Origin of the sequence: Celeribacter halophilus (genome assembly GCF_018860305.1) — a bacterium.
Lineage (GTDB): Bacteria > Pseudomonadota > Alphaproteobacteria > Rhodobacterales > Rhodobacteraceae > Celeribacter > Celeribacter halophilus_A.
The window spans coordinates 22373-46165 of the sequence record NZ_JAHKPE010000031.1 but is presented as its reverse complement, the minus strand read 5'-3'; the positions used below and the strand labels follow the sequence as shown (position 1 = coordinate 46165).

The 23793-nt window shown below is 57.6% G+C and carries 27 protein-coding genes and 1 other RNA gene; 18 read left to right on the top strand and 10 right to left on the bottom strand.

Annotation, left to right across the window (positions count from 1 at the left end):
• The first annotated feature begins 125 nt into the window (after positions 1-125).
• Complete coding sequence (locus KO492_RS12095) at positions 126-755, top strand: helix-turn-helix domain-containing protein (protein ID WP_216045199.1); 630 nt, start codon at positions 126-128, stop codon at positions 753-755.
• 67 nt (positions 756-822) lie between these two features.
• Here KO492_RS12095 and KO492_RS18795 read toward each other — a convergent pair whose 3' ends face one another.
• Genes KO492_RS18795 through KO492_RS12085 form a run of 3 tightly spaced genes read right to left on the bottom strand, consistent with a single transcriptional unit; the run spans position 823 to position 2894 of the window.
• Positions 823-945 carry a hypothetical protein gene (locus KO492_RS18795; RefSeq protein ID WP_289847583.1) on the bottom strand — a complete coding sequence of 41 codons (123 nt, stop codon included), beginning with the start codon at positions 943-945 and terminating at the stop codon, positions 823-825.
• Positions 946-948: 3 nt separating this feature from the next.
• A complete protein-coding gene (locus tag KO492_RS12090) occupies positions 949-1074 on the bottom strand; it encodes an entericidin EcnA/B family protein (RefSeq protein ID WP_066600167.1) in 126 nt (41 codons plus the stop codon).
• On the bottom strand, positions 1071-2894 hold the full coding sequence (locus tag KO492_RS12085) for an extracellular solute-binding protein (RefSeq protein ID WP_216045198.1): 1824 nt from the start codon (positions 2892-2894) through the stop codon (positions 1071-1073). Before KO492_RS12085 ends, KO492_RS12090 begins: the two co-directional genes overlap by 4 nt.
• A 372-nt stretch (positions 2895-3266) precedes the next feature.
• On the opposite strand from KO492_RS12085, the gene KO492_RS12080 reads away from it, so the two are divergent.
• The gene (locus KO492_RS12080; protein WP_216045197.1) at positions 3267-4040 is read left to right on the top strand and encodes a 3-hydroxybutyrate dehydrogenase; all 774 of its coding nucleotides are present in this window, start codon (positions 3267-3269) and stop codon (positions 4038-4040) included.
• Positions 4040-5098, top strand: coding sequence for a patatin-like phospholipase family protein (locus KO492_RS12075; RefSeq protein ID WP_216045196.1), 1059 nt, complete (start codon positions 4040-4042; stop codon positions 5096-5098). Before KO492_RS12080 ends, KO492_RS12075 begins: the two co-directional genes overlap by 1 nt.
• A 9-nt stretch (positions 5099-5107) precedes the next feature.
• Here the strand turns inward: KO492_RS12075 and KO492_RS12070 are convergent, their stop codons facing one another.
• The 3 genes from KO492_RS12070 to KO492_RS12060 form a co-directional block, all read right to left on the bottom strand.
• The gene (locus tag KO492_RS12070) at positions 5108-5851 is read right to left on the bottom strand and encodes a DUF502 domain-containing protein (RefSeq protein WP_216045195.1); all 744 of its coding nucleotides are present in this window, start codon (positions 5849-5851) and stop codon (positions 5108-5110) included.
• 107 nt (positions 5852-5958) lie between these two features.
• Entirely contained in the window at positions 5959-6870 is a 912-nt protein-coding gene (locus KO492_RS12065; RefSeq protein WP_216045194.1) for a pseudouridine-5'-phosphate glycosidase, read from the bottom strand.
• The gene (locus KO492_RS12060; RefSeq protein WP_216045193.1) at positions 6867-7760 is read right to left on the bottom strand and encodes a PfkB family carbohydrate kinase; all 894 of its coding nucleotides are present in this window, start codon (positions 7758-7760) and stop codon (positions 6867-6869) included. Before KO492_RS12060 ends, KO492_RS12065 begins: the two co-directional genes overlap by 4 nt.
• Before the next feature lie 249 nt (positions 7761-8009).
• On the opposite strand from KO492_RS12060, the gene rpsB reads away from it, so the two are divergent.
• Both rpsB and tsf read left to right on the top strand, forming a co-directional pair.
• Positions 8010-8783: a 30S ribosomal protein S2 gene (gene rpsB / locus KO492_RS12055; protein WP_216045192.1), complete on the top strand. Its 774-nt coding sequence runs from the start codon at positions 8010-8012 to the stop codon at positions 8781-8783.
• A gap of 108 nt (positions 8784-8891) precedes the next feature.
• Positions 8892-9767 (top strand): translation elongation factor Ts, encoded by an 876-nt coding sequence (tsf, locus tag KO492_RS12050; RefSeq protein ID WP_216045191.1) that lies wholly within the window; start codon positions 8892-8894, stop codon positions 9765-9767.
• Positions 9768-10125: 358 nt separating this feature from the next.
• Here the strand turns inward: tsf and KO492_RS12045 are convergent, their stop codons facing one another.
• Positions 10126-10860 (bottom strand): helix-turn-helix transcriptional regulator, encoded by a 735-nt coding sequence (locus KO492_RS12045; RefSeq protein ID WP_252735512.1) that lies wholly within the window; start codon positions 10858-10860, stop codon positions 10126-10128.
• Between the two features lie 114 nt (positions 10861-10974).
• Positions 10975-11409, bottom strand: coding sequence for an Lrp/AsnC family transcriptional regulator (locus KO492_RS12040; protein ID WP_216045189.1), 435 nt, complete (start codon positions 11407-11409; stop codon positions 10975-10977).
• Between the two features lie 131 nt (positions 11410-11540).
• On the opposite strand from KO492_RS12040, the gene rocF reads away from it, so the two are divergent.
• From rocF to KO492_RS12015, 5 genes are all read left to right on the top strand, one after another.
• Positions 11541-12470: an arginase gene (rocF, locus tag KO492_RS12035; protein WP_216045188.1), complete on the top strand. Its 930-nt coding sequence runs from the start codon at positions 11541-11543 to the stop codon at positions 12468-12470.
• Positions 12470-13525, top strand: a complete 1056-nt coding sequence (locus KO492_RS12030) for an ornithine cyclodeaminase (protein WP_216045187.1) — start codon at positions 12470-12472, stop codon at positions 13523-13525. The genes rocF and KO492_RS12030 overlap by 1 nt, the downstream gene beginning before the upstream one ends.
• A gap of 257 nt (positions 13526-13782) precedes the next feature.
• Entirely contained in the window at positions 13783-15015 is a 1233-nt protein-coding gene (gene ccmI / locus KO492_RS12025; protein WP_216045186.1) for a c-type cytochrome biogenesis protein CcmI, read from the top strand.
• Positions 15012-15485 (top strand): Holliday junction resolvase RuvX, encoded by a 474-nt coding sequence (gene ruvX / locus KO492_RS12020; protein ID WP_436835701.1) that lies wholly within the window; start codon positions 15012-15014, stop codon positions 15483-15485. Before ccmI ends, ruvX begins: the two co-directional genes overlap by 4 nt.
• Positions 15485-15670, top strand: a complete 186-nt coding sequence (locus tag KO492_RS12015; RefSeq protein WP_216045185.1) for a DUF1289 domain-containing protein — start codon at positions 15485-15487, stop codon at positions 15668-15670. Before ruvX ends, KO492_RS12015 begins: the two co-directional genes overlap by 1 nt.
• A gap of 94 nt (positions 15671-15764) precedes the next feature.
• Here the strand turns inward: KO492_RS12015 and KO492_RS12010 are convergent, their stop codons facing one another.
• Positions 15765-16586: a sulfite exporter TauE/SafE family protein gene (locus KO492_RS12010; RefSeq protein ID WP_216045184.1), complete on the bottom strand. Its 822-nt coding sequence runs from the start codon at positions 16584-16586 to the stop codon at positions 15765-15767.
• Positions 16587-16651: 65 nt separating this feature from the next.
• Positions 16652-17626 carry an oxidoreductase gene (locus KO492_RS12005; RefSeq protein ID WP_436835704.1) on the bottom strand — a complete coding sequence of 325 codons (975 nt, stop codon included), beginning with the start codon at positions 17624-17626 and terminating at the stop codon, positions 16652-16654.
• Positions 17627-17719: 93 nt separating this feature from the next.
• On the opposite strand from KO492_RS12005, the gene KO492_RS12000 reads away from it, so the two are divergent.
• The 8 genes from KO492_RS12000 (at position 17720) to KO492_RS11965 (ending at position 23791) form a co-directional block, all read left to right on the top strand.
• A complete protein-coding gene (locus tag KO492_RS12000) occupies positions 17720-18433 on the top strand; it encodes a FadR/GntR family transcriptional regulator (RefSeq protein WP_216045182.1) in 714 nt (237 codons plus the stop codon).
• 148 nt (positions 18434-18581) lie between these two features.
• Entirely contained in the window at positions 18582-19622 is a 1041-nt protein-coding gene (locus tag KO492_RS11995; protein WP_216045181.1) for an extracellular solute-binding protein, read from the top strand.
• A 78-nt stretch (positions 19623-19700) separates the two neighbouring features.
• Positions 19701-20076, top strand: a transfer-messenger RNA (tmRNA) gene (gene ssrA / locus KO492_RS11990).
• Positions 20077-20212: 136 nt separating this feature from the next.
• The gene (locus KO492_RS11985) at positions 20213-20704 is read left to right on the top strand and encodes an SspB family protein (RefSeq protein WP_216045180.1); all 492 of its coding nucleotides are present in this window, start codon (positions 20213-20215) and stop codon (positions 20702-20704) included.
• A 217-nt stretch (positions 20705-20921) separates the two neighbouring features.
• Entirely contained in the window at positions 20922-21479 is a 558-nt protein-coding gene (locus KO492_RS11980) for a class I SAM-dependent methyltransferase (protein ID WP_216045179.1), read from the top strand.
• A 119-nt stretch (positions 21480-21598) separates the two neighbouring features.
• The gene (gene fumC, locus KO492_RS11975; RefSeq protein ID WP_216045178.1) at positions 21599-22990 is read left to right on the top strand and encodes a class II fumarate hydratase; all 1392 of its coding nucleotides are present in this window, start codon (positions 21599-21601) and stop codon (positions 22988-22990) included.
• A 152-nt stretch (positions 22991-23142) separates the two neighbouring features.
• Entirely contained in the window at positions 23143-23466 is a 324-nt protein-coding gene (locus KO492_RS11970; protein WP_216045177.1) for a hypothetical protein, read from the top strand.
• A gap of 115 nt (positions 23467-23581) precedes the next feature.
• On the top strand, positions 23582-23791 hold the full coding sequence (locus KO492_RS11965; protein WP_216045176.1) for a DUF4169 family protein: 210 nt from the start codon (positions 23582-23584) through the stop codon (positions 23789-23791).
• Positions 23792-23793 lie beyond the last annotated feature (2 nt).

Here is a 23793-nt window from a genome sequence, read left to right as displayed (position 1 = left end):
GCAAAACCTCACGAGCAGTCCCCCCAACTCTCCTGCCCCAAGAGCCCCCGAAGATGCGAGAAACAGCATCCGGGGGTTTTCTTTTGCCTTTTCTTTGCATCTGCGGGCGCGCTAAAAGAGCCACTATGGAAGAAGATCACACCCCAAGCCTGATCCGTTTGGCCCGCGAGGGCGTCGATGCCGCACCGGACGAGGCGCGTCCTCTGGATCTGGGATTGCGCGTGCGGGATTTGCGTAAGGCGCGCGGCTGGACGCTTGAGCAGGCCGCCACGCAGGCCGGTCTGGCGCGCTCGACCCTTTCCAAGATCGAAAACGGTCAGATGTCCCCGACCTATGACGCGCTCAAAAAGCTCGCTGTGGGGTTGGAGATCTCCGTGCCGCAACTCTTCACCCCGCCGCAAAAAGCCCAGATCTCCGGTCGAATGGCTGTCACACGCGCCGGCGAGGGCACGGCCCATCCGACCACGACCTATGAGCACGAGATGCTGGCAGGGACTTTGACCAAGAAATCCATGCTGCCCTATCGCGCCACTATCCGCGCCCGCGCATTCGAGGAGTTCGACGGCTGGGTGCGTCATGATGGCGAGGAATTTCTCTATGTGCTCACAGGGGTGATCAAGCTGATCACAGAGTTCTATGAGCCTGTCGAGATGCGCCGCGGTGACAGCGCCTATTATGACGCTTCCATGGGGCATAACGTCATTTCGGTGAGCGAGGATGACGCGACGATCCTTTGGGTGACCTCGCTGTCATAAAGCGGATCCATGCCAGTCGCGCCACAGGCGAGCCGCGACAGGTTGCGCCTCTCTTCGCGCTCCGGATTTAGAACACCAGTTTCGAGGTGGTTTTGACGGTGGCCTTCGTGGCCTTTGCCCCCACGCGTGCAACCGCACAGCCCGAAAGGCTCAAGGCCAGCACAGACACCAGAACCAGACGCAACACCACGATTCAGAACCAGCCCTGAACCGTACGCGAGGCGCCGGTGATGTCTTCGCCAACACCAGCAATGGTCCCGCAGGACGCCAGAGCGGAGGTGAGTGTCAGGGTGAGGAGGAGGACTGCTGCTTTTTTCATTTCTCTTCTTCCCAATACCATGTCATTTCCCGCCACATGATCCAATCGCCATATAAAGGCAAGGGCTCGGGGTAGTGAAGCTCCTTCACATGGGCGTTATAGCTTTCATTCCACGCATAAAGCGGAATGGCGTAGCGGCCTGCGGTCAGCACACGATCCAGCGCGCGCGTGGCCGCAAGGCTATCTTCGCGGTCGGTGGCATTCAGCATTCTCGCGATCAGATCATCCACCACCGGATCGTTGATTCCGGGGATGTTGCGTGAACCGGGCGTCTGCGCGGCGACCTGTCCGAAATAGGCATATTGCTCGTTGCCGGGGCTGAGCGACAGGCCGTAGCGCACAGGCGTCATGCCGAAATCAAAATTCTCCATCCGTTGCGTATATTGCGCCTTGTCGACGATGGAGATTTTCGGCTGGATGCCGAGCTGGAGCAGCATCTGGGTGTAGGTGTCGATGATCGACTGGTTTTCATCTTCACCGACACTCAACACGATTTCGAAGGTAAACGGCTGTCCTTCTGCGTTTTTCATCTGGCCGTCCTGAATGGTCCAACCGGCCTCTTCCATCAGCTTCAACGCCCGACGCATCGCGCCACGATCCATTTCGCGCCCCGAGGTTTTCGGAAAGCTATAGCCCTCAAGCACACCGGGCAGGAGATCGTCCTTATATGGTTCCAACATCTCCAGAACGCGGCCTTCGGCGGGACCGGGGCGCATCCCGAGCGGCGAGTTGGAGAAATAAGAGGTGATCCGACTCTGCTGGCTCTCTGTCTGGGCCTCGTTGATATAGTCGAAATTGAAGGCCTCGATCATCGCCTGACGCACGCGCCAGTCGGCAAATTGGGGCAGGCGGGTGTTCATGGCAAACCCTGTCATCCCTGTCGGGCGCTGGTGCGGGATCACGGATTTGATGACATCGCCACGCTCCACGGCGGGGAAGTCATAGTGATCGTCCCATATCTGCACATTGACTTCGCGGTGCGCGTTCAGCTCTCCGGCTTTGAACGCCTCGATCACCAGCGAGGGGTCGGCAAAATATTCGAAGCGGACCGTATCGAAATTCGCCTGACCGCGCATAAACGGCAAGTCCTTGCCCCAATAGTCCGGATTGCGGCTCAACTCGACATACATGCCGGGATTGACGTCCGTCACCACATAGGGCGCAGATGTCACAGGGATATTCTCGATGCCTGACTGGGTGAAATCCTTGTCGTCCCAATAGGATTTCTTGAGGATCGGGCGCATGGCTGTCAAAAGCGCCAGCTCGCGGTTTTCGACGTTGAAGGTGAATTTCACCTTGTTGGGGCCGGTCTGCTCCATACGTTCGATCTGTGCCCAGAGCGCGGCATAGCGGCCATGCCCCTTGGTGCCCAAGGTCTCGAAAGACCACATGACATCCTCGACAGTCACCGGAGAGCCGTCGGAAAACCGCGCCTCGTCGCGCAGGGTAAATTCGACCCAAGTACGATTCTCGTCGGTCTCGACCGTTTCGCAGAGCAAGCAATAGAGCGTGAACGGCTCCGAAAAGGCACGCCCCATCAAGCCTTCGGCCATCATGAACCGCAACTGCCACGGAGCATTGCCTTTCTGGATAAAGGGATTGAGGCTGTCGAATGTGCCGCCCTCACCGGTGACAATCCGGCCGCCCTTGGGCGCATCGGGGTTCACATAGGGCAGGGCGGTGAAATCGGCGGGAAGCTCAGGCACGCCATACATCGCAAGACCATGAGTCGGCTCGGCCATCGCGGCACCTGCAAATGCCGTGGAAAGCATCAGCGCCGCTGTGCCTTTTTTGAACAGGTGAATGTACTGCTGTGACATTATGTAAAGGTCGCCTCTGCCTGTATTCTTATTGTTCACCAAGTTACGCCGACCCGCGCCCGTTTTCAAACTTTTAGCTTGGAGTGCGGCGCAGAACCGCGTATAAAGAGGTCACTGCTCGATAGGTTTCTTGCCTGTATGAAACCTGCCTCAATAACTCAGCGCCCGCCTCGTGCGGGCGTTTTTTTTGGTTTTAATTTGATGTTTATCCAAGCAGGCTTGGCTAAAACTGCCTTTTGATCAGGCAGAAAAAAATCCGCGCACCCCGCCACCTCCTGCGGAATTTACCGATTCTCTCGCCGTTTTGGCGATTCTCCCCTTTGCTTTGCAAGCGCAGCACTTAAAGTTGTTGTCAAACCAAGGGAGAGACAGATGACACTTAAAGGTAAAACCGCTGTTATCACGGGATCGAACTCCGGCATCGGGCTTGGCATTGCGCGGGAACTGGCGAAAGCGGGTGCGAATGTGGTGCTCAATTCCTTCACGGATCGTGACGAGGATCACGCGCTGGCCGAAGAGATCGGCAAGGAATTCGACGTTACCGCACGCTATATCAAGGCCGACATGTCCAAAGGCGACGAATGCCGTGCCCTGATCGAGAAATCCGGCAGTTGCGATATTCTGGTGAACAATGCGGGGATTCAGCATGTTGCCGGAATCGACGAATTTCCGGCTGCAAAATGGGACGCCATTATCGCGATCAACCTCAGCTCCAGCTTTCACACCACAGCGGCCGCTCTGCCGGTGATGCGCGAGGCGGGTTGGGGCAGGGTGATCAACATTGCCTCCGCGCATGGCCTGACCGCTTCGCCTTATAAATCGGCCTATGTGGCGGCCAAACATGGTGTGGTCGGGCTGACCAAAGTCACCGCGCTGGAAACCGCCGAAGAGCCGATCACCTGCAACGCCATTTGTCCGGGCTATGTGCTGACCCCGCTTGTCGAGGCGCAAATCCCCGACACAATGGAGAAATACGGCATGGACCGCGACACGGTGATCCGAGAGGTGTTGCTTGAGCGGCAGCCCTCCAAACAATTTGCCACTGTGGAAGAATTGGGCGGCACCTGTGTCTTCCTCGCGTCCAGTGCGGCCAACCAGATCACCGGCACAACGATTTCCGTCGACGGCGGATGGACGGCCTTGTGATGGCGAAGAAAAAGAGCAAAGGGCAGATCAAAAAGATCAACCTTGCCCTTCAGGGCGGAGGCGCGCATGGCGCCTTCACCTGGGGCGTTCTGGACCGTTTGCTGGAGCATGACGAGGTGGAGGTTGCTGCGGTCTCCGGCACCTCTGCGGGTGCTTTGAATGCGGCGGCGTTCAAGTCCGGTCTGGTGCAAGGCGGACGTGCGGGGGCCAAAGAGGCGCTCGACAATCTCTGGGTGCAGATGGGCGCGGTGTCCGACATGCGTCTGAACGCGTGGATGTCGCAATTCGGCCCGACCACAGAGATGTTCACCAAGATGATGCAGGCCACCGTGCCCTTCGCCTTTCTCGATTCCGTTGCGACGGTTAGCAGCCCCTATGTCTATGGCGCGTTCTACAAGAATCCCTTGAGCGATGTGGTCGAGGATTTGAACTGCGATGTGCTGGGTGCAGATGAAGGGCCGGCGCTGTTCATTTCCACCACCAATGTGCGCACGGGAAAAATCCGCGTCTTTTCCGGCGAAGAGGTGGATACGGATGTGATCCTTGCCTCCGCCTGTCTGCCGGAACTGTTTCAGGCGGTGGAGATCACCGATCCGAACACGGGGGTAAAGGACCCCTATTGGGACGGCGGCTATACGGGCAATCCGGCGCTTTTCCCCTTGTTCGAACCGGAATTTCCCGCTGATGTGGTGATCGTCAATATCAACCCTCTGGAACGCCCCGGAACACCCAAGACACCGGAAGAAATCCAGAACCGGATCAACGAGATTTCCTTTAATTCCTCACTGTTGCGTGAGTTGCGCGCAGTGCAATTCGTCCGCGATCTGATTGAGGATGATCGTCTGCCGCAAGGGGCGATGAAAGGCGTATTGGTGCATATGATCGCGGATGACGACCTGATGCAGGACCTCTCGGCCCGTACCAAAATCGCGCCATCGCCGCTGATCCTGTCACGGCTGAAAGAGGCCGGACGGGCGGCCTGCGATCACTTTCTGAAGGCGCATTTCGACGATCTGGGCGTGCGCGCCAGTATCGATCTCAAAAAAATGTTCGCCTGAGCGAAACGCTTAGGCGGACGGGATCGCAGTCGGCGGTTGCGTCGGGTCTTTCGGATTCGGATAGACGAGACCTGCGGAGATCACCAGTTTGGCCGCATCCTCGACCGACATATCCAGAAGGATCACATCGCTTTCGGGGAAGAACAGAAGAAAACCCGAGGTCGGGTTCGGCGTCGTCGGCACAAAGACGGAAAGGAATTTCTCATCCGTCGGCGTGCGCCGCGCCACTTCGCCCTTGGCGTTGGTCGAAACAAAGCCGATGGCCCAAATCCCGCGTCGCGGGTATTCAATCAGACAGGCCTTGTCAAAAGAGGTTTCCGTTTGCGCAAACACCGTTTCCGCGATCTGTTTCACCCCGTTGTAGATGGAGCGCACGATGGGCGTGCGGTCCACAAGGCTTTCGGCCCAACGGATGAGCGAGCGCCCGACAAGACCCTTGGCGATCCAGCCCACCACAACGGTAAAGATCAGAAAGATAATGACGCCCGCGCCGCGCAGATTGATGTGAATCTGCTCTCCCGGATCGGTATAGCCTAGAAACCGGTTGATAAGCGCATCCGGATGATAGGCCGAGGGCACAAAGGTCAGAACCCAGCCATCGACCCATCCGATCACGGTCCAGATCACATAGGCCGTCAGCCCGATCGGCGCGACCACGATAAGCCCGGTCAGAAAGGCCGCCCGCAAATGCGCGAGCAATCCCGGTTTGCGGGGGTGCGGCGGATGGGTTTCTTCTTCGAACGGATTGTTCATCTGTGTTTCTGAACCGTTTTGATGGGGAACCTGTGCTTGAAACGGAACTTAGGGGCGCATCTGTTCAGACACAATAAGCCAAAGCCCGTTTTCTCGTCTCCTGACAGTTATTTGCACAAGGACTTGGCAATTTCCGAAGCCAGACGCGCATTGTTGCGAACAAGGGCGATATTGGCGGTCAGGGATTTGCCATCTGTCAGCTCGAAAATCCGTTGCAAGAGGAAAGGTGTGACCTCTTTGGCGGAGATGGATTGTTCTTCTGCCTCTTCGAGCGCGGTCTCGACATAGGGCATGATCACGTCACGGGGAATCTCGTCGGTTTCGGGAATCGGATTGGCGACAAGCTGTCCACCTTTGAGCCCCATCGCGGCGCGCATCTCCATGGCTGCGGCGATCTCTTGTGCCGAATCCATCCGCAAAGGCGCGGCAAGGCCGGAGGAGCGCGACCAGAAGGCCGGAATTTCGTCCTGACCAAAGGCGATCACCGGCACGCCATGGGTTTCCAGCACTTCCAGAGTTTTCGGAATGTCGAGAATGGCTTTCGGCCCTGCCGCCACAACTGTCACAGGGGTTTCTCCCAGTTCCAGAAGGTCGGCGGAAATGTCAAACGTCTGCTCGGCCCCGCGATGCACACCGCCAATGCCGCCTGTGGCAAAGACCTTGATCCCCGCGATCTCCGCCGCAATCATTGTCGCGGCCACCGTGGTCGCACCGGTTGCACCGCGTGCGATACAGACCGGAAGATCGGCGCGCGAGACTTTCATCACCCCCGTGGCTTGCCCCAGAGCGATCAGTTGCGTCTCGGTCAACCCGATGTGCAGCACCCCGTCCAGCACCGCAATCGTTGCAGGCACGGCACCGGCCGCGCGAATGTCGGTCTCCACTGTCTGCGCGGTTTCGACATTCTGCGGGTAGGGCATGCCGTGGGTAATGATCGTCGACTCAAGCGCCACAATCGGACGCCCCGCCTCCAGAGCTTCGGCAACTTCGGGGGCGAACATCATCGGTAGGTCAGTCATAGGGGCGTATCTCCGGAAACATAGAGGGCCGCGGCTTCAAGCGCGGCGGTGAGAGCAGAAGCGGCATCGGCACCGCGCATTTCAGCGGCAATATGCGCCGCCATAAACGTATCGCCCGCGCCTGTGACGCGCGCGACCAGAACTTCGGGCGGGGTTTGGGTCAGGATTTCATTCCCCTGTGCAATCGACGCGCCCTTGCCACCATTGGTGACCAGCACCCGATGCGCCCCCTTGTCCAGAAGTGCGCGCGCGGCGGTGTCGGAACTGTCGAATGTCTCATGCGCCAGAAGGCCCGCCTCTTCGAGATTAACGTAAAGCGTTGCACGCGGGTGATCCAGAAGCGGTAAAAGCCGCTCGGCCTTGCCCGGCGAGGCCGGCGCCACGCGCAAATCGGCCTTGGCGAACAGCGGCGAATGGGCAATGTCACGCAAAAGCTGCGTCGTCAGATTGCCATCCAGCGCCACAGGCCCCGTATAGGGCGCATTCACCGTTCCCAGCCGTCCATCCGCCAGTGGTCGCAGAATTTTATCGCCTGCGCGCTCCAGAGAATGCGCATCCGCAATGGCCGCGATCAAACCGTTGGCACCTTCAACGGCCATATAGCTGTCGGTCGGGAGGTCTTCGGAAAGATAGACATGCGTCGTGCCGATCCCGCGCACTTTCGCGGCCTCGATCAGTTCGGCCCCCGCAGGATCGCGCCCGATCGCCGTCAAAAGGTCGGGACGCATCCCGAAACGGGACAGAGCCATAGCAATATTCATCGCCACACCGCCCGGCACACGCACAATCCGGCCCGGCACATCCGATCCCAACCGCATCGAACGATCCGTGCGACCGATCACGTCCCAAAGTACGGAGCCGATACAAAGAATGTCATCTGTCTTGTTCATACGTCCTATTGCGCCGGAATTTGACCAAATGGCAAGAGACCGATAGGTTTGCGCCGTGCCTCCCGTCTCCTTTGTGCGAAAAATACTCAAAACAGGGGCAGGGGTTGCAAAGCCCCCAAAACCTCTCTATATGCGCGATCACTTCACAGGCGGAGGCGGGTCCTCGGGGGAGACATCCTCGAAGATCCACCGGTTGGGGCATTTGCCCTGAGACCCTCCGCTCAGGCGTTAAACCGGAAAGGAAACACGATGGCGCTTCCCGATTTCTCCATTCGTCAGCTCTTGGAAGCTGGCGTTCACTATGGCCACCAAACTCAGCGTTGGAACCCGCGTATGCAGGAGTTCATCTACGGTGAGCGTAACGGCATCCACATTTTCGACCTGACACAAACCGTCCCGATGCTGGACCAGGCTCTGCAAGTCGTGCGCGACGTTGCTGCCAAAGGTGGCCGCATTCTTTTCGTCGGCACCAAACGTCAGGCCGCAGGCGCGATTGCTGAATCCGCTGAAAAATGCGCACAGTATTACATGAACCACCGTTGGCTTGGCGGCACGCTGACCAACTGGAAAACCGTGTCCCAGTCGATCCAGCGTCTGAACGCAATTGATGAGAGCCTCGCCTCCGGCGCAGAAGGTCTCACCAAGAAAGAGCGTCTCCACATGGAACGCGAACAGGGCAAACTGCAGGCTTCCCTCGGCGGTATCCGCGAAATGGGCGGTGTGCCGGATCTTCTCTTCGTCATCGACGTGAAAAAAGAAGAGCTTGCCATCAAAGAAGCCAAAAAGCTGGGCATCCCGGTTGTGGCCGTGGTTGACTCCAACTGCTCGCCGGACGGTGTGGATTACATCATTCCGGGCAACGATGACGCTTCCCGCGCCATCGCGCTTTACACCGATCTCGTGGCCCGTGCAGCCCTCGACGGCATGACCGCTCAAATGGGCGAAGCCGGCGTTGACATCGGTGCCTTCGAAGAAGCTCTCGCTGAAGAAGCGATTGCAGAAGAAGCTCCGGCCGAGGCCTGATTTTTTCGACCGCTCGCAGACGAGTTTCGGGCGGTCGTTACAAAATTGATACGGGGGCAGGGTAATCCGGCCCCCGAAACTGATCCAAGACATTCGAGGAGAGCCGACATGGCAATCACTGCTGCTCAGGTGAAAGAACTGCGCGAATCCACAGGCGCGGGCATGATGGACGCGAAAAAAGCGCTGGTCGAAACCGATGGTGATATGGAAGCCGCCGTTGACTGGCTGCGCACCAAAGGTCTGGCGAAAGCCGCTAAGAAATCCGGTCGTACCGCCGCCGAAGGCCTCGTGGCCGTCGCTGTGAACGGTGGCGTGGGTGTTGCCGTTGAGGTGAACTCCGAAACCGATTTCGTTGCGAAAAACGCCGAATTCCAGACCATGGTGAAAGACATCGCCACGGCTGCTCTGGGTGTGGCTGATGTGGACGCTCTGAAATCCGCTGACGTGAACGGCAAGCCGGTTTCCGAACTGATCACCGACAAGATCGCCACCATCGGTGAAAACATGTCTGTGCGCCGCATGGCCAAAATCGAAGCCGATACGGTTGTGACCTATGTCCACAACGCTGCGGCTGACGGTCTTGGCAAAATCGGCGTGCTCGTGGGTCTCAAAGGCGGCGACGAAGCCTTTGGCAAACAGGTTGCCATGCACATCGCAGCGGCCAACCCGCAAGGTCTCGACGAAGCATCCCTTGATCCGGCTGTGGTCGAGAAGGAAAAGCAGATCCAGATCGACATCGCCAAAGAATCCGGCAAGCCGGACAACATCATCGAAAACATGATCAAAGGCCGTATGAAGAAATTCATCGCCGAGTCCACGCTGCTTGGTCAGGCTTTCGTTGTGAACCCTGATCTCACCGTCGAGAAAGCCGCAAAAGAAGCAGGTGCCGAAATCACCGGTTTCGTGCGTCTCGAAGTCGGCGAAGGCATCGAAAAAGAGACCGAAGATTTCGCTGCTGAAGTTGCGAAAGCAATGCAGGGCTGATCTTCAGCATTCAGACAAATTCCGAAGGGCTGCCGCGAGGCGGCCCTTTTTTGTTGTGCGATCACCAGGTTACGCATTCAGATCGATGTGATGATGCAGCGGGGCAGGGCGAAAAAAATAAGGACCGCCACGTCGATAAATAAACGCACGATCCTCAATGAAGTATCGGTAAGCCGAATATGGATGGCGATCCCGCACTTCTGTCCCAAAGGCCAAGCCTCGAAAGCCAGAACAGGTGTAACCTCGCCTTTCAAGACATTGTATACAACTACGTAAAACCTTACCTTTTGGATAAAAATTAACGCTCTTGTTCAAATGTTGAGCAAAAGACCGGAATTCCCATCAAAACCGGCCCAAATCAGAAGGTGAATATCTGATTGTGCATGGAGGCTTTCAAAACAGCCTGTGCCGTGGTCTCGACCCCCAGCGCCTCGCGGGCGAGACGGAGGTGCTTTTCTACCGTCGCTTTGTTCAACCCGAGGATCTGGGCTGTGTCCGCCACGGTTTTGCCATCGCCGATCCATTCAAGAACCTCACGCTGGCGTTTGGTGAGCATCCGTTTCGGAAGCGGCAGGCTGACCAGTTTCAGATGCGCAACGCTGCAAATAATTTCCAGCTCTTCACCGTGCCGTGCCCAGATTTCGTCAGCTTCTTCCTGAGTGCTCTTGTGAGGTTCCAGAGACAGGCCAATCGCCGCCTTGGCACGTTTCAAAGCATGGGGGAATGCGATGGTATATCCGCAGGTTACGCCCATCTTCTTGTTAAAGGCGACCACATCGCGTTCCTGCTTGGTGAAGCTTTCCATATTCTCCGTGATCCAACCCCATGAGCATGCTCCGACGTTGTCGATCGACCAACGGATCATAGGGGCGTGACGATACCGCCCTTCAAGGAAGTAGCCCTTCATATAGTCCTGATCGAAATTGGTCAGGAAGAGGTGGTCCTTGTCATCCCCGAAACCGTTGGGCGTGTGAAACCGCGTGAAGCCATAGAGAACATGGTGAAAACCGATCTGCTGCAAATACGCCAGCAGCGGCTCCCAGACCTCAGATACGGTATTGGCCGAAAGGATGGTTTGTATGTCTTTTTTCAAGCCCTTATCCCCCATGCAACGAAGGTAAATATATCGCCCACGGAACGCAAGGTGTCTCGGAATATCAAAGGAGCACGCGCAAGGATGTTTTGAAACCGTTTTCTCGCGGCAAAGTCAGCCCACAACATGCGCCAGTAGCAGGCAACTCTCCGAATTGACCACCCCCGGAACTTCGCGGATTTCCCGTAAAATACGGTCGAACCGCACCAGACTGTCGGTCCGGATATCGGCCACAAGATCCCAGGCCCCGTTGGTGGCATAGACGGTGGTCACGCCGGGAATACGGGCCAGCGCACGGATCACCTGCCGCGACATTTTGCCCTGAAGGGCGACCAGAGTGATGGCGCGCACTTCGCCTTCGACATCCACATCGGTCTCGATGGTGAACCGCCGGATTCGACCTTCCGCGACAAGAGCATCCAGCCGGTTCTTGGCCGTGCTGCGTGACAGGCCGGTGTGTTGCGCCAGTTCCGTGATGGACATCCGCGCGTTGTGGCGCAAGGCCGCAATGATCGCGTGATCGCTATCTGAAAGAGCGTCTTTTGTCATTTTGCTAAATTACCTTATCATTTTGGATAAATTTAGAGTCCATATGAGCAATTTAAAAGCATAAACCGCCATCGCACTCTGTCATACTCAAGGAGATCTCACTCAAACCCAGATGACAAAGGCTTTCTCTCATGCACAAATCCTGCCTGATTCTCGGGGCACCGATTGAAACCGGCGCGTCTCAAAGGGGGTGCATTATGGGCCCCGCAAGCCTGCGCACCGCTGGCCTCTCCGACACCCTCGCCAGTCTCGGCTGGCAGGTCGAAGACCGTGGCGATGTGCAAATTGACGCCCAGACGCCCGTCAACGATGCCAATGCGGCAGTGCACAATCTCGCGGAGACGATTGCATGGATCAATGCGCTGGAGCCTGCCGCCTATGAGGCCACCCGCAACAGCGATCTGCCGATCTTTATGGGCGGCGATCACTCCATGTCTGCGGGCACCGTGCCGGGCGTGGCGCGTGTGGCTGCCGAGGAGGGCCGTCCGCTCTTTGTTCTCTGGCTGGATGCCCATCCCGATCTGCACACGCTGGACACGACCGAAAGCGGCAACCTGCATGGCACGCCCGTTGCCTATTTCACGGGGCAGGCGGGCTGTGAGGCCTATCCGGATCTGGCGCACAAGGTCGCGCCCGAAAACATGTGTTTCATCGGCATCCGCTCCGTCGATCCCGCCGAAGAAGCGCGGATCAAGCGGCTCGGCATGGATGTGCAGGACATGCGCGCCATTGACGAGACCGGCGTTCTTGTGCCTCTGCGGGCCTTTCTTGACCGTGTTCGCGCCGCAAACGGGCGCCTCCATGTCAGTTTCGACGTAGATTTCCTCGATCCAGCCATTGCGCCGGCTGTGGGCACCACCGTGCCGGGCGGCGCGACTTTTCGCGAGGCGCATCTGATAATGGAAACGCTCTGTGACAGCGGGCTTGTCGGCTCGCTCGATCTTGTTGAATTGAACCCTTTCCTTGATGAACGTGGCCGCACGGCGAAACTGCTCTGTGACCTCACGGCAAGCCTCTTTGGCCGCCGCGTTCTCGACCGTATGACCCGGAGTTTCGGATAATGACGACTGATCTTACCCCATCGCACCTCGCTCTTGTTCCCTTCGTCTCCGTTCACAACATGATGCGGCTCGTCAATACGATGGGCGCGGAAGGCTTTATCACCGAGCTTGCGGCCTATATCGAAGAGGATTTCAAACGCTGGCCGGAATTTGACAAGACTCCGCGCGTGGCGTCTCATTCCCATGAGGGCGTGATCGAACTGATGCCCACGGCGGATGCCGAACTATACGGTTTCAAATATGTTAACGGCCATCCCAAGAACATGAAGGAAGGCTTTCAGACCGTCACGGCATTCGGTGTTTTGTCAGCTGTTTCAAATGGATATCCGGTATTGCTCACGGAAATGACGATCCTGACCGCGCTACGGACCGCCGCCACATCGGCGCTGGTTGGCCGCTATCTTGCGCCCGAAGGCTCCAAAGTCATGGCGATGATCGGCAACGGTGCGCAATGCGAATTTCAGGCGATGGCGTTCCGTGCCTTGTGCGGCATCAACACGCTGCGCCTTTACGACATTGATCCGGCCGCCACAGCCAAGGCCAAGCGCAATCTCGAAGGGCAGGGGTTCGAAATCACCACCTGCACAAGCGGTCAGGAGGCCGTGGAAGGCGCGCAGATCGTCACCACATGCACCGCCGACAAACAATACGCCACGATCCTGAGTGACAACATGATCGGACGTGGGCAGCATATCAACGCCATTGGCGGCGATTGTCCGGGCAAGACGGAACTGCATAAAGACATTCTGCTGCGTTCCGACATTTTTGTGGAATATCCGGAACAAACGCGGATCGAGGGCGAAATCCAGCAACTCGCCGAAGATCATCCTGTGACCGAGCTTTGGAAGGTTATGCGTGGCGAGGCCCAAGGCCGACGCGATGCAGCGCAGATCACGCTTTTTGACAGTGTGGGCTTTGCCATCGAGGATTTCTCCGCGCTGCGTTTCGTGCGCGACAAGGTCGACGGCACGGATTTCGCCGAACCGCTCGACATGCTGGCCGATCCCGATGATCCGCGTGATCTCTTCGGCATGGTCCAACGCGCCAAAGGATGAGCACATAAGCAAGGTCTGCCACGCGTGGCAGGCCTTGTATTTTGGTATATATTACACATAATACTGATTATAGGATGTTTGGATATAACTTGATCCAAGGCTAAACACAGCCCCAGAGCCTTCCCCATGCGTGCACTTTGAAAAGCAGCGCACAGGAAACCACGGGCCATTCCGTCACACCCGCGTCATTTGGGGTTTTCTGGTCTCCCTTGCACCGTTAAAGCTGGGCGTCGAACCGTACGTTGAAAGAGCCCGACATGACCTTCTGGATCATTGCCATTTCCATCGCTGTCCTCTGTGCCGTTCCGCTGGCCCTTGCCATGCGCAAACCACGCGTTGCCGGACAACAGGCCGATGATACCCGCGAGATCGAGATGAAGGTCTATCGTGATCAGCTCAAGGAAGTGGATCGTGACGAAGCGCGCGGTGTGCTCTCTGTAGAAGATGCCAATCGTGCGCGGACCGAAGTCTCCCGCCGGTTGCTGGAAGCTGACAAAGCACAGACAGGTAAAACCTCGTCCAGCCGTAAAGCGCCCGTCTGGGGCGCTGTGGCGCTTGCAGTCGCTGTGATCGGTGGCGCGCTGTGGCTCTACAATGATCTGGGCGCACCGGCCTATGAGGATCTGCCTCTGTCCCGCCGGATCGCGCTCGCGGATGAGGCCCGCGCGTCGCGCCCCTCACAGGCCGAAATCGAAACCCAACGCCCCGCCTCACCGCCCATACAAGATCCCGACGAGCGTTTGCTGTCTCTGGTCACCCAGTTGCGCGAGGCCCTTGAAAACCGTCCTGACGACCTGCAAGGCCATATTCTTCTGGCGCGCAACGAGGCCGTAATCGGCAATTACAAACGCGCTTATGAAGCACAACAGAATGTGCTGCGGATCAAGGGGCCAGCCGCCACGGCAGATGATTACGCCGATCTCGCGGATATGATGATCCTTGCCGCCGGCGGTTTTGTTTCTCCCGAAGCCGAAGATGCTCTGACCAAGGCGCTCCAGCGCGATCCGCAAAATGGCACGGCGATCTATTATTCCGGCCTGATGTTCGCCCAGACAGGACGGCCCGATATGACATTCAAACTCTGGCAACCGCTTCTGTCATCCTCGACGGCACAAGACCCGTGGGTGCGACCGATCCGAGCCCAGATCGAGGCCGTGGCACAGGCTGCAGGGATCCGCTATACCCTGCCCCCTGCCCCCACAAATACCCTCTCCGGCCCCTCCGAAGAAGATATCGCAGCTGCCGCCGACATGAGCCCCGAAGACCGTCAGGAGATGATCCGCGGCATGGTCGAAGGCCTGTCTGCGCGGCTCGCCAACAACGGTGGCACGGCGGAGGAATGGGGCCGCTTGATCTCTTCGCTCGCCATGTTGGGCGATACGGATCGGGCGCGCGATATCTGGAACGAGGCGCAGGTGATTTTCAGCGCAAACCCCGAAGACCTCGCCGTGGTCCGCGCCGGTGCCGCACAAGCAGGATTGGTCGAATGAGCGCCTTGATCACCAATGACGTGGCCGAATTCGCCGCCGCACTGCCGCCCATGACTTCTGTGGCAGGGCTTGATTTCGGGGATAAAACCATCGGTGTGGCGATCTCGGACCGCCTGCGTACCGTGGCCACGCCCACAGATACAATCCGGCGCAAGAAATTCACGCTGGATGCAGAAGCCCTGCTTAAACTTCTCACCTCGCGCGAGGTGTCCGGCATTATCCTCGGCCTGCCCCGCAATATGGACGGGACTGAAGGGCCACGATGCCAGAAAACCCGTGCATTTGCCCGCAATCTCGGACAGTTGACCGATTTGCCAATCACCTTCTGGGACGAGCGTCTCTCTTCTGTGGCCGCAGATCGTGCCATGCTTGAGGCGGATATGTCCCGCGCCAAGCGTGCCGCAAAAATCGATCAGGTGGCCGCCAGCGTGATCCTTCAAGGCGCATTGGATCGTTTGAGGAACCTCTGATGGGGCAAAACGACAAGATCGAAAGCCCCTGCACGAATATCTGCCAAATCCATCCTGAAACGCGGCTCTGCATCGGCTGCGCCCGTTCAATTGAGGAAATCATGGATTGGGCGCGGATGAGCGCCAAAGAACGCGCCAAGATCATGGCCGAACTGCCAAAGCGTCAACCTCGTCCCGAAGTATAACACGGCCTCACCTGTCCGCATGCATTGCGAAATTTGAGTATTTATTCGCACAAAGGAAACAGATCTCCTTTGTGCTTCAAATACTCAAGAAAACTCAGCCCATCAGCGCCTTACGCAGCATGTTGAGCGCAACAAGGATCAGAAACCCGCCGAAAACCCGCTTGAGCGGCTTCGGGTTCATCGCATGGGCGATTTTGGCCCCAAGGGGCGCGGTAAGCAGGGTCATGGAGATCACGACGAGGAAGACAGGGATATTGACTGCGCCAATGGTGAGCGGCGGCGTGACCTCTGCGGGTAGGTTGACAAAGAGAAAGCCGATCACAGAGGGAATGGCGATGATGGCGCCAAACCCTGCGGCAGTGGCAACCGCGCGGTGAATCGGCACGCCGTAGAGTGTCATGGTCGGCACCCCGAATGACCCGCCGCCAATGCCCATGAGCACGGAGAGAAAGCCAATCAATGGCGAGATGATGGCGCGCATGATGCCTTTGGGCATTGCAACACCCAGCCGCCATGAGGCGTTCCCGAAGGCCAGATAAAGACCGATGACAATCGCAACGATACCGAAAATCACCTGCAACGTTGCCGAGCGCAGAGAGGATGCCACCAGCACACCGATCAGGGCCCCCGCCACGATCCCCGGACCGAAACTTTTCAGGATCGACCATTCTACAGCACCTTTCTTGTGATGCGACAGAACGGACCGGATCGAGGTCACAATGATCGTTGCCAGAGATGTGGCCAGACAGATCTGCATGAGTTGCGGGCTTTCATAGCCCAGAGCCGCAAAGGTATAGAAGAAGGCCGGCACCAGAACGATGCCCCCTCCGACGCCCAGAAGACCTGCGAGAATGCCGGCAAAAGCGCCGATGGCGACGATCAGGGCGATGAAAGGGAGAAGTGTCGAAATATCCATAAGGTGTTGGTTAATCGCAAAACGCGCCCTTGAGAAGAGCGCGTTTTCAGAAAGTAGGGCTGCGTTTATGCGGAGAGGTCGACCAGCACCCTGCCCTTCACCCCGCCTTTGAGAATCGATGCGCCCAGTTCGGGCAGGTCTTCGAGCGTGGCGGGCTGGATCATCGCCTCAAGCTTGTCCATCGGCAGGTCGGTCGAAATCCGGTTCCAGCAGCGGATACGTCTTTCTTTTGGCTGGGTCACGGAATCGATGCCCAGAAGGTTCACGCCCCGCAGGATAAACGGAATGATCGTCGCGGGCACGGCAGCGCCGCCCGCAAGGCCGATTGCGGCCACGGAGGCGTTATATTTCATCTGCCCCAGAACACGGGCCAGCATCTCGCCCCCGACCGCGTCGATACATCCGGCCCATGTTTCGGATTCGAGCGGGCGTTTTATCGTTTCATTGATGTCCTCGCGCGGAACGATCTGTGTCGCCCCCATGGACTTGAGATAGTCGGCCCCTTCGGGACGTCCGGTCACAGCGGCGACCTCATACCCCAAATGTGCAAGAATTGCGGTCGCCACGGAGCCCACACCGCCAGTTGCACCTGTGACCAGAACCGGCCCCTGATCCGGTTTCAGCCCGTGCTCTTCAAGCGCCATAACGGCCAGCATGGCTGTGAAGCCTGCGGTACCGACGGCCATGGCCTGTCGTGTAGTCACACCGTCGGGCAGCGGCACGAGCCAATCGGATTTCACCCGTGCCTTTTCGGCATAGCCGCCCCAATGCACCTCGCCCACGCGCCAGCCGGTCAGCACTACCTTGTCGCCGGGCTTGAAGTCTTGGCTTTCCGAGGTCTCGACAGTGCCTGCGAAATCGATCCCGGGCACATGCGGGTAGTTGCGCACCAAGCCGCCCCCTTTGGGAGACAGGCACAGTCCATCTTTGTAGTTCAGCGTGGAATACTCCACCCGCACCAGGACATCGCCCTCCGGCAACGCGTCTTCGGAAATCTCCTTGATATGGGGTTCGGCAAGGCCGTCAGAGTTCTGTTCCATAATGAGGGCGCGCATGCGGGCCTCCTTTCCAACTTGCGTTTCAATTCTCTTGCCTTCATAAATGTCAGACAATTAATGCGAATGGCAAGTCAAATGTCTGACAATTCAACAAGCCCCCAAAAACACACAGATTTATCCGCCGATATTGCAGAACGCATCCGGCAGGATATCCTCAATGGCAGCCTTGTGGCTGATGATCGCCTGCCCTCTGAGTCGGAGCTTTCCGAAGTCCACGGTGTCTCTCGTGCCACGGTGCGCGAGGCGTTGAAACGGCTGGCAGCGCAAAGTCTGATCCGCACAAAGCGCGGGGCCACAGGTGGCGCCTTTGTCAATCGTCAGACATTTGAGGATGCCTATGCGCAAATGGCATCGACCGCAAAACTGCTCATTACGTTGAACGAGGTGGATATTGCCACGGCCTGTCAGGCGCGGTTCGCACTTGAACGCGGTTGTGCGCGATTGGCGGCGAAGAACCGGCAGGAGCATCACCTTGATGCCATGCGGCATGAAATCGACAGGCAGAAAGATCCGGAACTCTCCGACGAGGATTTCTGCGCCTCGGATGTGGCCTTTCACCGCGCGTTGGTGGATGCCACAGGCAATCCGGTTCTGTCGTGGCAACTGGCGGCGGCGGTCGAAGGGATCGAGCCCTTGATGAACATGCTCACCTATCGCCAAAGGGACCGCGATGCGGTCATCTCTTTGCATGAAGCGATGGTGGATGCGCTGGAGGCGCGTGTGGGGTCGCGTCTTGAAATCCTGATGGACTATTTGCGCGACCAGACCCTGCGCACGGCCTTGAGCTAAGTGGCTGACACGGCCTGCATATAATTTGATCAAATTGCACCCTGCAGCCCCTTACACCTGTGATGAGGCAATGATCCGGCTTGCAAAGAACAAATCCCCTGATAGCGTCAGTATCTGAAACTGGTCCATTTTCAGGGAGATGACCTTTATGAATACTGTGAAAACCCTTCTGGGCGGCGTTGCGCTCACGGTTCTGTCCGGCGCGGCCTTTGCCGAGGATCAAGACCTTCTGGTGTTTGACTACTCGGGATTTGAAGATCCGGCTTTCCACGCCAAATATATCGAAAAGCACGGCGACACCCCGTCTTTCGCCTTTTTCGGCGAAGAAGACGAGGCGCTGCAAAAACTCGTGTCCGGGTTCAAGGCCGATGTCAGCCACGTCTGTGCCGGTTCCGTGAAGAAATGGGAAGAAAGCGGCATTATCGAGCCGTGGGACACGTCGAAAATCACAGATTACGCGAAGCTCGACAGCAACCTTCTGGGCAGTGATGTGGCCGCAGACAGCGCCTATTTCATCCCGACCGATTTTGGCTCCACCGCCATCGCTTATAATACAGAAGAAGTGCCTGCCGAAGATGTGGCCTCTCTTCAGGTTTTCAAAGATCCGAAATATGCAGGCCGTATGACATTGCCGGACAATGTGGACGATGCCTATGCGCTGGCCTATCTGGCCACCGGCACGACCGACTGGACCACCGCGACGGATGAACAGTTTGAAGCGGCCTCCAACTGGCTGCGCGAAGTGCACCCCAACCTGCGCACCTACTGGACCGATCCGGCAGAGTTGTCGCAGTTGATGGCAACCGGCGAAGTGCTGATCTCTTGGGCATGGAACGAGACCTATCCGACATTGGTGGACGAAGGTTTCCCTGTGGGATTCCAGCGGGAAGCGGAAGAAGGTTCCTCGCTCTGGCTGTGCGGCTATGTGAATCTCAAGGACGGCCCCGGCTCCGAAGACAAGGCGTATGATTATATCAACGGCTTCCTTGATGCGTCGAACGCCGAGGTCCTGATGGACGCGGGCTATGGCATTTCCAACAGCGAAGGCCTGTCCTCTCTTGGGCTGGAAGCGCTTGAGGCCGGTGGTCTTGAACCCATTGATGCGCCCATTCTTGCGCAATTGCCGATGTCGGTGGATCTGCGTGAAAAGCAGTCCGAAGAGTTCGAGAAGATCAAGGCAGGCTTCTAAGCCACTAAATTAATGTAAAAAAATGAAAACGCCGCCTGTCTCCGCATGGGCGGCGTTTTTCGTGGCTTCACAGTTTGCCCCCTTGAAACCTGTGACCTGTTGGCCTAGATATACCCTGTTCCTTCGGGGACTATGGACATAAACGCGCTCGTAATAAGCGGATCGGACCCGGGGGCGGTACCCGGCGTCTCCACCAAATACCTCTCTTCAGCCATCGTTTGGGGCTGGCAAGAGATTGGATCATGGGGACGAAATAGGATCGACGGACGTCTAAAGGGGTTTGCTTTGTCTCGGTGAGATACCACCGTTATCGGTTCATTCAAGCTAGTTGCAAACGACAACAAAGCTCCGATGGCTCTCGCAGCGTAAGCTGTGCGAAATATCGAAATCTAAGTCCTGACGCCTAGCAGCATCAGGCGGGGTTCGCAGGTACCTGGCAACAGAAACCTGCACCTTACTCCCCAACCTCTCCGTTCGGAACGCAAGTGACCCAGTCGCAGCATTGCGATGGTTCTCTTTGGCGCTTCACCTCTTCCCTCTCCGGCAGAATCCCTTATGGTGAGGACAAGGGATAAGGAAAGGACGAACAGATGGCGCAAACCATCGATTACGGAAACCTCATGCATGACGCCATGCGCGGATTGATCCGCAAGGTGCTCGACAGTGTGGCAAAAGACGGTCTGCCGGGGGAACATCATTTCTTTATCACTTTCGACACGATGCATCCGGATGTCGAACTGGCCGACTGGCTCTCTGACCGCTACCCCGAAGAGATGACCATCGTCATCCAGCACTGGTTTGACAATCTTGATGTCACAGACGACGGATTCGCCATCACGTTGAATTTCGGTGACAATCCCGAACCGCTCTACATTCCCTACGACGCGATCCGCACCTTTGTGGACCCCTCCGTGGAATTTGGGCTGCGCTTCGAGACACAGGAATATGACGTCGAGGAAATGGAGGAGGAAGATATCCCCCATGATGCCGAGGTCACAAGTCTGGAGCCGAAAGACGATGCGGGAAAAGACGACGGGCCGAAAGAGGCGGAGATCGTGTCGCTGGACAAATTCCGCAAGTAAGTCGCATCTCATCCACGCAAACGACAAAACGAGGGGCCACGCGGCCCCTTTTTATATGTTTGGAAACAACCGCATGAATTTTGCGTAACAGAGCAGCATCACCGCTTGATTTGAGCGCGCGGGCATCAAACTGTCTGGACCAAGCGTTCGCGTGAACGCGCCAGCCAAACGTGCCGCACGCGTTGCGGCGGGCTTTCGGACCACATAGGAGCCAGACATGCCGCGTGATTTTGCCGTTTTCCTTGCCGAAATGATCCGCAACCCTGACGAGGTGCGCGCCATTGCGCCCTCCTCCACCGCCGTGGCCCGTCTCATGACCGAAGGTGTCGAACATGTCTGCGGCCCGATTGTCGAGATCGGCGCGGGCACTGGGACCTTCACCCGTGAAATCCTCGCCCGCGGTGTTGATCCGGAGCGGCTGACGCTTTTGGAACTGAACCCGCGTTTCTGTGTCGAACTGTGTGAAAAATTTCTCGGTGTGCGCGTGGTCAACCGCCCAGCCGAAGACATCCGCGACATCGGGTTGGAACAGATCGGCGCAGTGATTTCCGGCGTGCCAGTTCTGGCCAAACCCGCGCTGCAACGCGCCGTAGTCGGGCGCGCCTTTGACGTCATGGCACATGGCGCGTTTTTCACCCAGATCACCTATGCGAACAGCTCCCCCGTGTCGCCCGAAATGCAAGGCGAGCTGGGGTTGAGTGCCGAAAAGCGGGGCACGGTCTGGGCGAATTTGCCGCCTGCGCGGGTGTTTGAATATCGCCGCCGCGCCAGTTGACGCCAAGGGGCCGCCTTTTAGCGCTATCAGGGGCATGTATGCCTGCGTATACATTGCAAGCCTTTCCGCAAAGCCTTATAGGCAAGGCAATCTTTGGCATAGCATGGGAGAGTGCCCCGATGACCACCCGTACAGAAACCGACAGCTTTGGCCCGCTTGAAGTTCCCTCCGATAAATATTGGGGCGCGCAGACGCAGCGCTCGATCATGAACTTCCCGATCGGGTGGGAACGCCAGCCTGTGCCGATCATCCGCGCCTTGGGTGTGGTGAAAAAAGCCTGTGCTCTGGAAAACATGGCGCAAGGCAAACTGGCCAAGGAGCTTGGTGACGCCATCGTGCAAGCCGCCACCGAAGTGATCGACGGCAAGTTTGACGACAACTTCCCGCTCGTGGTCTGGCAGACAGGTTCGGGCACCCAGTCCAACATGAACGCCAACGAGGTGATCTCCAACCGTGCGATTGAAATTCTGGGCGGCACGATGGGGTCGAAAGATCCGGTCCACCCGAACGACCATTGCAACATGGGTCAGTCCTCCAACGACACCTTCCCGACCGCGATGCATGTCGCCATCGCCATGCAGGCCCGTGACGTGTTGCTGCCGGGGCTGAACAAACTGGCCGCCGCGCTCGAAGAGAAATCCGAGAAATTCAAGGACATCATCAAGATCGGCCGCACCCATACGCAAGACGCCACGCCGCTGACGCTCGGTCAGGAATTCTCCGGCTACGCGCATCAGGTCCGCATGGGCATCAAACGCGTCGAACAATGCCTGCCCGCGATCTATGAACTCGCGCAAGGCGGCACCGCAGTTGGCACCGGTCTCAACACGAAAAAAGGCTGGGCGGAAGCCGTGGCCAAGAATATGGCCGAGATCACCGGCCTGCCCTTCGTCACCGCTCCGAACAAGTTCGAAGCACTTGCCGGTCACGATGCAATGGTGATGTTCTCCGGCGCGCTGAAAACCGTCGCGGCCTCGCTGTTCAAAATCGCCAATGACATCCGCCTGCTGGGCTCCGGTCCGCGCTGTGGTCTAGGCGAATTGATCCTGCCTGAAAACGAACCGGGCTCCTCCATCATGCCGGGTAAGGTCAACCCGACACAGGCCGAAGCTCTGACAATGGTCTGCGCGCATGTCATGGGCAATGACGCTGCCGTTGGCTTTGCTGGCTCGCAAGGTCATTTCGAGTTGAACGTCTACAACCCGATGATGTCCTATAATGTGTTGCAATCCATGCAGCTTTTGGGCGACAGCGCCTCGGCCTTCACCGACAACATGGTGTCCGGCATCGAAGCCAACGAGCCGCGCATCAAAAAACTCCTGCACGAGTCCCTGATGCTGGTGACGGCTCTGGCCCCGACCATCGGCTATGACAATGCCACGAAAGTCGCGAAAACCGCACACAAAAATGGCACCACGCTGAAGGAAGAAGCCATCGCTCTGGGCTTTGTCGACGAGAAGACCTTCGACGAGGTTGTGCGCCCCGAACAGATGATCGGCCCGAAGGACTAAACCCGTCCCCGTGCAGCCGCAGCACAAGCGGCGACGCATCACAGGCTAACAAAAACGTGAAGGCGACTTTCGGGTCGCCTTTTCTTTTGCGCGACAGAAGCCCCGCCTTGCCGCGTATCACTCTCACAACGACGACACATTGTGAGGATAGAATGAAACATCTGATTTACGCCCTTCCGCTCATCGCCCTGACCACCGGCGCCGCCTTTGCACAAAACGGGCCGCGTCTGCCGATGGACGAGATCGCAAGTGAGATCGGCGTCTCCGAGGCTCAACTCAAACAGTGCTTCAAAGACAACGCCCCCTCACGCGAGGAAATGAAGGCCGCGAAAGAAGCTGGCAAACGCCCCGACGAGGGTCGCGACCCGAGCCCAGAGTTGATCAGCTGTCTGCAAGAGCACAACCCGCAGATCACAGCGGAATCGTTCCAGGCGGTGATGAAAGAACATCGTCCCGAACATCCGGCACAGAACTGAAGACCAGTGGGGGCTACGGCCCCCACACCACAACAGGACGGTAAAGATAAAAGAAAATCTGGATCACATGCGCGACAAGAGGTACCATGAAACCTCTCACGCAGGAGATTTTTCCATGTCTTCCACACCGCCTTCCGACACGCCCCCAACTGTCGTCAACCTGAACCGGTTCCGCAAAGCCAAGGCCCGTAGCGAAAAACGCGTTCAGGCTGACGGGAATGCAGTGAAATTCGGGCGCACGAAAGCGCAAAAGGCATTGGAAGAGGCGCAAAAGGCCAAGGCACAGGCCGCGCTTGACGCCCACAAGCGGGACGACACGCCGTGACT